This is a genomic window from Streptomyces sp. NPDC056296, assembly GCF_042268605.1.
Taxonomy (GTDB): Bacteria; Actinomycetota; Actinomycetes; order Streptomycetales; family Streptomycetaceae; genus Streptomyces.
On record NZ_JBHJRX010000047.1, the window covers coordinates 54,830 to 60,829 of the forward strand.

Annotated in this window: 5 protein-coding genes and 2 pseudogenes; 4 read left to right on the forward strand and 3 right to left on the reverse strand. The window is 69.5% G+C overall.

Annotated elements, in window-relative coordinates; translation table 11 throughout:
* Positions 1-599 precede the first annotated feature (599 nt).
* Both ACFCZF_RS29925 and ACFCZF_RS29930 read left to right on the forward strand, forming a co-directional pair.
* The gene (locus ACFCZF_RS29925; protein ID WP_376674278.1) at positions 600-986 is read left to right on the forward strand and encodes a peptidase inhibitor family I36 protein; all 387 of its coding nucleotides are present in this window, start codon (positions 600-602) and stop codon (positions 984-986) included.
* Positions 987-1,197: 211 nt separating this feature from the next.
* Complete coding sequence (locus ACFCZF_RS29930; RefSeq protein ID WP_376674279.1) at positions 1,198-2,187, forward strand: class I SAM-dependent methyltransferase; 990 nt, start codon at positions 1,198-1,200, stop codon at positions 2,185-2,187.
* Here the strand turns inward: ACFCZF_RS29930 and ACFCZF_RS29935 are convergent.
* A pseudogene (locus ACFCZF_RS29935) lies at positions 2,172-2,363 on the reverse strand (TetR/AcrR family transcriptional regulator C-terminal domain-containing protein); the annotation flags it as partial. The gene ACFCZF_RS29930 and the pseudogene ACFCZF_RS29935 overlap by 16 nt on opposite strands.
* On the opposite strand from ACFCZF_RS29935, the pseudogene ACFCZF_RS29940 reads away from it, so the two are divergent.
* Positions 2,361-2,495: pseudogene (locus ACFCZF_RS29940) on the forward strand (hypothetical protein); the annotation flags it as partial. The pseudogenes ACFCZF_RS29935 and ACFCZF_RS29940 sit on opposite strands and share 3 nt — an antisense overlap.
* A gap of 18 nt (positions 2,496-2,513) precedes the next feature.
* On the opposite strand, the gene ACFCZF_RS29945 reads toward ACFCZF_RS29940, so the two are convergent.
* Positions 2,514-3,095, reverse strand: a complete 582-nt coding sequence (locus tag ACFCZF_RS29945) for a Uma2 family endonuclease (RefSeq protein WP_376674280.1) — start codon at positions 3,093-3,095, stop codon at positions 2,514-2,516.
* Positions 3,096-3,195: 100 nt separating this feature from the next.
* Complete coding sequence (locus ACFCZF_RS29950) at positions 3,196-4,776, reverse strand: methylmalonyl-CoA mutase (RefSeq protein WP_376674281.1); 1,581 nt, start codon at positions 4,774-4,776, stop codon at positions 3,196-3,198.
* Positions 4,777-5,028: 252 nt separating this feature from the next.
* Here ACFCZF_RS29950 and ACFCZF_RS29955 point away from each other — a divergent pair, with 252 nt between their 5' ends.
* Positions 5,029-5,925: a L,D-transpeptidase family protein gene (locus ACFCZF_RS29955; protein ID WP_375922271.1), complete on the forward strand. Its 897-nt coding sequence runs from the start codon at positions 5,029-5,031 to the stop codon at positions 5,923-5,925.
* Positions 5,926-6,000: the final 75 nt, after the last annotated feature.

Consider the following 6,000-nt stretch of genomic DNA (forward strand, 5'->3'; position numbering starts at 1 on the left):
TCGCTCCACTCAACGACGACCACCCGCCACAGGTCACGCACTCGACAGGCGAACTCCCGTTCCCGCTGGCCACAGAGCCCCGGGGCCTCATCCTCGTACTCACTCATCCACGCCAGAGCACACTCATACGCAGTCAACGACCAGCAGTTCCCAACCCCTTCGCCGGCGTCCTGCTCCAGCCCGGCACCAGCCAGCCCCCGGACCCCACCGGGACTCCGGTCGACGAGCACGCCGTACGCACCAACCTCTCCCTGGCCGGTCCGGCGCGGGAGGCGGCACGGATCCGGCAGAGGTACTCCGAGGACCCCGGGACCCGGGCGGCCTCGTCGGACGGCGCCTACGGCGTGATCATTGTGGCGACTCGCAGTGGCCGAGCGTCAAGAACGCCCTGGACGACCACCTGAAGGGCGCGACCCGTTTCGCCTTTTTGGGCAAAAAGGCACATTCAGCATACCTGCGCGCGCCACCGGAATCTCCCCTTCTAGCGAAGAATAAATGAACAGGACTCAAAATAACAGTTCCGGGAGCTGCAATTCGAACGGTTCCATGGCTTCATATTGAGCGGACCGCAGACCCATCTCGAGGAAATGGAGTCACGCATGCGCGTACGACGGGCGTTCTCGGCCGCCGCGCTTTCCGCCACCATGGCCGCCACCTTCCTGGCCGGCTCCGGCGGGACCGCATCCGCCGCGGCATCGGACTGCAAGAGGGGCTGGGTGTGCCTCTGGGAATATCCCGGCTACGAGGGTGCGGCGTGGTCCGCGGCGAGCGGGTCGGGCTACTACACAGTGGGCTCGAAGGTGCGAAACAAGGTGTCGAGCATCTGGAACAACACCGATCATTACGTTGTCCTGTACTCGGAGTGCGAGGAATACGCCATCCTCGGCCCCGACGCCTACGTGTACGACTTTTCCACATGGCGCTGCGGCGGAACTACCTACAACACCTGGAACAACAAAATCGACGCCATCAACATTGAGCCCTGACGTCGGAGTTTCGTAACGGCCCGCCGACAGTGTCGGCGGGCCGTGGTCGGGGGCTCATCGTCCTGGGACGGGGGCCGACGACGTCCGGGGTTACGCGGTGCCGTATTCGGGAGGTGTACGCCCGGACACGTTGGGCGATTTGTGTGATGTTACGTCGATGAGATCGCGCGTGCCGCTTACACGGCGAGCGTCGAGAGTGCATCCTCCCCTCATGGCCACTGCGCAAGAGACGCACAAGTACCCCGGTGAGCTGAACGACGTCCCCGGCTGGTTCTGGCCGCTCGACCAGGTGCTGTTCTCCTGGTTCCTGGAGCGGCAGGAGCGGCGGGGCACCCCTGGCGACCTGCTCGAACTGGGCGCCTACCTGGGCAAGAGCGCGATCCTGCTGGGGCACCATCTGCGGGACGGCGAGTCGCTCACCGTCTGCGACCTGTTCGAGACCGAGCCGCCGGACGCGGCAAACCGGGCGGAGGCGGCGAAGTCGTACTCCTCGCTCACCCGGCAGGCCTTCGAGCGGAACTACCTCTCCTTCCACGACACCCTGCCGAAGATCGTCCAGGCCGTCAGCTCCACGATCACCGACGAGGTCGCGCCCGGCACCTGCCGCTTCGCCCACATCGACGCCTCGCACCTGTACGAGCACGTCCAGGGTGACATCGGCGCGGTCCGGGACCTGCTGCTGCCGGACGGCATCGTCGTCCTCGACGACTTCCGCAGCGAGCACACCCCCGGGGTGGCCGTCGCCGCCTGGGAGGCCGTGCTCAACCGCGGGCTGCGCCCCGTCTGCCTGAGCAGCCAGAAGCTGTACGGCACCTGGGGCGACCCCGAGCCGGTCCAGGAGGAGCTGCTCGCCGCCCTGCGCGGGCGCGACGACGTCGCCGTGACGGTGGAGCAGGCGGCCGGGCACCGGCTGGTCCGGGCCCGCGCCAAGGGCAAGCGGATGCGGCCGCCCTCGCTGCCGTCCTCGCGGCACCCGGCGCCCGCGGCGGCGCCGCGCCCGGATGCCGGGCCGGTGCCGGGGCAGCCCCACCTGGCGGGTCCGGCGGACCGCGCGGCGCGTACGGCGCGGCAGCCGACCCCGAGTGACCGCACCCGCCGTCTCGCCCTGGACCTGCTGCCGCCGGTCGTCACCCGTGCGGTGCGCCGGTACCGTGCGGCGCAGCGGGCGAAGGCGGGCGGCGCGGCTCAGTCGAGGCGGTAGGCCGCCCCGATCCCCGCGATCACCAGCGCCAGTCCCTCCTCGAAGTGCCGCTCGTAGTCCGTGAACATCTCCGTGCCCGCCGCGGCCGTCAGGGGGAAGTCGGCCATCAGGCGGGCGCGTTCGTCCGGGTCGTAGCCCTCCCGGCGCTCGCCGGGCAGGGGCTGCACGCCCTGTTGGTGCGCGGGGCGGCGCAGGGGGCGTACGGGGCGGGGGTGTTCCTGGTGCGGCCGGACGGGTATGTGGGGTGGGCCGGGGACACGCCGGACGGCCTCGGCGGGTACCTGGAACGGTTCGGGCTGCCCGGCTGACGGCCCGAACCGATTTCGTCAGTCTTCGCCGTCGAGGAGGCTGTCGACGGAGAGGTCCAGGCGGACGCCGACGGATTCAGGGATGGGGAAGCTTTCGCCACGCTTGTAGCGGACGGGCTCGGGGTACTTGCCGTCGGCCGGCTTGGTGTAGAGAAGGACCTCGTCGTGGTGGCGATCCACGACGATGTACACGGGAATGCCGGCGTGAGCGTAGACGTCGACCTTGCTGATCGTGTCCTGAGACCAGTTGGACGACGAGACCTCTACCACCATCCGGAAGACGTGCGGTGCGTAGCAGTTCTTGCTGACGCGCGCATCTCCGACGTCGGTTTCGACCACGGAGAGGTCCGGGATGGCGTAATCCGCTGGGCCGGTCGGCAGCCACAGACCGATACCGGGGCGGACCTTGAGGCCTGCCTCCTTCGCCCCGGCCCTCCGGATTTCGTAACCGACTTCGAACACCGTTCCCTGGTGCGACTCATCCGGCGGCGGCGTCACGATCAGGCTCCCTCGAAGGATCTCCACGCGGTGTCCGGGCAGCCAGTTGGAGACACGGTCGGCGGCCTCAGCGATCGTCATCTCGCGCTCTATCACAGCCACGGCAACCTCCATTCGGGAGCACTCTCCACGAGCCTAACCGGGAACGCGCCGTTTTCGCCCCCGATCACCCATTCGAGGTAACGGCCCAGCTCAGCAGGCGTCAGAAGGCATCCGAGGGCACATACGTCCCCCAGACCTCCCGCAGCGCGTTGCACACCTCGCCCACCGTCGCCCGCGCCCGCAGGGCGTCCTTCATCGGGTAGAGGACGTTGTCCTCGCCCTCGGCGGCCTTCTTCAGGGCGGCGAGGGCGGTGTCCACCGTCTGCTGGTCGCGCTCCGCGCGGAGCCGGGCGAGGCGCTCGGCCTGCTGCGCCTCGATGGCCGGGTCGACCCGGAGAGGCTCGTAGGGTTCCTCCGCGTCGAGCTGGAAGCGGTTGACGCCGACCACGACCCGCTCGCCGGAGTCGGTCTCCTGGGCGATGCGGTAGGCGCTGCGCTCGATCTCGCTCTTCTGGAAGCCGTGCTCGATGGCGTTGACCGCGCCGCCGAGGTCCTCGACCTTCCGCATCAGCTCCAGCGCCGCCGCCTCGACGTCGTCGGTCATCTTCTCGACGACGTAGGAGCCTGCGAAGGGGTCCACGGTCGCCGTCACGTCGGTCTCGTAGGCGAGGACCTGCTGCGTGCGCAGGGCGAGGCGCGCGGACTTGTCGGTCGGCAGCGCGATGGCCTCGTCGAAGGAGTTGGTGTGCAGCGACTGCGTGCCGCCGAGGACGGCGCCGAGGCCCTGTACGGCGACGCGGACGAGGTTGACCTCGGGCTGCTGGGCGGTCAGCTGCACCCCGGCGGTCTGGGTGTGGAAGCGCAGCATCAGCGACTTGGGGTTCTTGGCGCCGAACTCCTCGCTCATCACCCGCGCCCAGATCCGGCGGGCCGCGCGGAACTTGGCGACCTCCTCCAGGATCGTCGTACGGGCCACGAAGAAGAAGGAGAGGCGGGGCGCGAAGTCGTCGACGTCCATGCCGGCCGCGACCGCCGTGCGCACGTACTCGATGCCGTCCGCGAGGGTGAACGCGATCTCCTGCGCGGGCGAGGCACCCGCCTCGGCCATGTGGTAGCCGGAGATCGAGATGGTGTTCCACTTCGGGATCTCGGCCTTGCAGTACTTGAAGATGTCCGCGATCAGCCGCAGCGACGGCTTGGGCGGGAAGATGTACGTCCCGCGCGCGATGTACTCCTTCAGCACGTCGTTCTGGATCGTGCCGGTGAGCTGGTCGGCGCCGACGCCCTGCTCCTCGGCGACGAGTTGGTAGAGCAGGAGCAGCAGCGAGGCGGGGGCGTTGATGGTCATCGACGTCGAGACCTTGTCCAGCGGGATCCCGCCGAACAGCACCCGCATGTCGTCGATCGAGTCGATCGCCACGCCGACCTTGCCGACCTCACCGCTCGCGATCGGCGCGTCGGAGTCGTGGCCCATCTGGGTGGGCAGGTCGAAGGCGACCGACAGACCCATCGTGCCGTTGGCGATCAGCTGCTTGTAGCGGGCGTTGGACTCCGTCGCCGTGCCGAAACCGGCGTACTGGCGCATCGTCCACGGCCGGCCGGTGTACATGGACGGGTACACGCCCCGGGTGAAGGGGTACTTCCCGGGCTCGCCCAGCTTCTCGGCCGGGTCCCAGCCCTCCTGGGCGTCGGGCCCGTAGACCGGTTCGATGGGCAGTCCGGACTCAGACTCGCGCGCCATGGTGTGATGCCTCCCGCTGAGCATATGTTCGAACTGCTCGAACTACCCGTCAGATACTCGCCAGTACAGACCGACCCTTCGACGGACTGTATCGGCGCACGCGCCACCCGGTGCAGGGGCGCACCCTGGGACCTTGCTCACAACCTCGGTGCGGTCCCGGTCACAACGATGCCGCGCCGTTCGCGGCGCGTCATCCGCGGGGAACATCTCAGGAGACGTCCGTGTGGGGCGGTGAGACGGCGGGGGGCCGTGATGCGTATGACGAGCATGGGGAACATGGGGAGGGCGGTCGCCGTCGCCCTGGGGACCGCGCTGGCGGCGGGCGGCTGCACCGTGCAGGGCACGAGCGCCGACGGCGCGGGGCGCGCGCCGGTACACATAGACGTCACCGGCAACCAGCCGACGAAGGCGACGCCGGAGAAACCGACACAACCGAAGCAGCCGACACGCCCGAAGAAGCCGAAGAACACGCCGGCCGACGACCGGCCGTCGAGCGCGCCGGCCGCCCGTGCCGAACCCCCGGTGCTCTGGCGGCGGGGCGACACCGGCCGGGACGTCCGCGAGCTCCAGGCCCGGCTGCGCCAGGTCGAGTGGCTCGTCGACGGGCCGACCGGGTCGTACGACGACCTGACGGAGCGTGCGGTGAGCGGCTTCCAGGGCAAGCGCGGGCTGCCCAGGACGGGCCGGACCGACACCGTCACCTGGCAGCGGCTGCTGGGGATGACACGGGAACCGGGCAAGTGGGACCTGTACCTGATGGGCGGGCAGCCGGCCGCCGCGCCCGACCCGCGCTGCATGACCGGCCGGGTGCTGTGCGTCAGCAAGTCGAGCCGGACGCTGCGCTGGATGATCGACGGACGGACCGTGTCGACGATGCCGGTGCGCTTCGGCTCGCAGTACACGCCGACCCGGGAGGGCGTCTTCCAGGTCTACTGGAAGTCCCGCCACCACGTCTCGACGCTCTACGACTCGGCCATGCCGTACGCGATGTTCTTCAGCGGCGGCCAGGCCGTGCACTACTCGGACGACTTCGCCGTCCGCGGCTACGCGGGTGCCTCGCACGGCTGCGTCAACGTACGGGACGAGGCGGCGATCGCGGATCTGTACGCGCAGGTGAGCAACGGCGACAAGGTCGTCGTGTACCGGTGAGGCGGTGAGGCCCGCCGGTGGCGGTGAATGGGGCGCGGGGGGGGACGGGGGGAGAAGGCCCCCCCACGCCCAGAT

Excerpts from the sequence above, each read along its gene's own strand:
- ACFCZF_RS29925 (WP_376674278.1), top strand. The coding sequence starts at position 600 with ATGCGCGTACGACGGGCGTTCTCGGCCGCCGCGCTTTCCGCCACCATG.
- ACFCZF_RS29930 (WP_376674279.1), top strand. The coding sequence starts at position 1,198 with ATGGCCACTGCGCAAGAGACGCACAAGTACCCCGGTGAGCTGAACGAC.
- ACFCZF_RS29950 (WP_376674281.1), bottom strand. The coding sequence starts at position 4,776 with ATGGCGCGCGAGTCTGAGTCCGGACTGCCCATCGAACCGGTCTACGGG.
- ACFCZF_RS29955 (WP_375922271.1), top strand. The coding sequence starts at position 5,029 with ATGCGTATGACGAGCATGGGGAACATGGGGAGGGCGGTCGCCGTCGCC.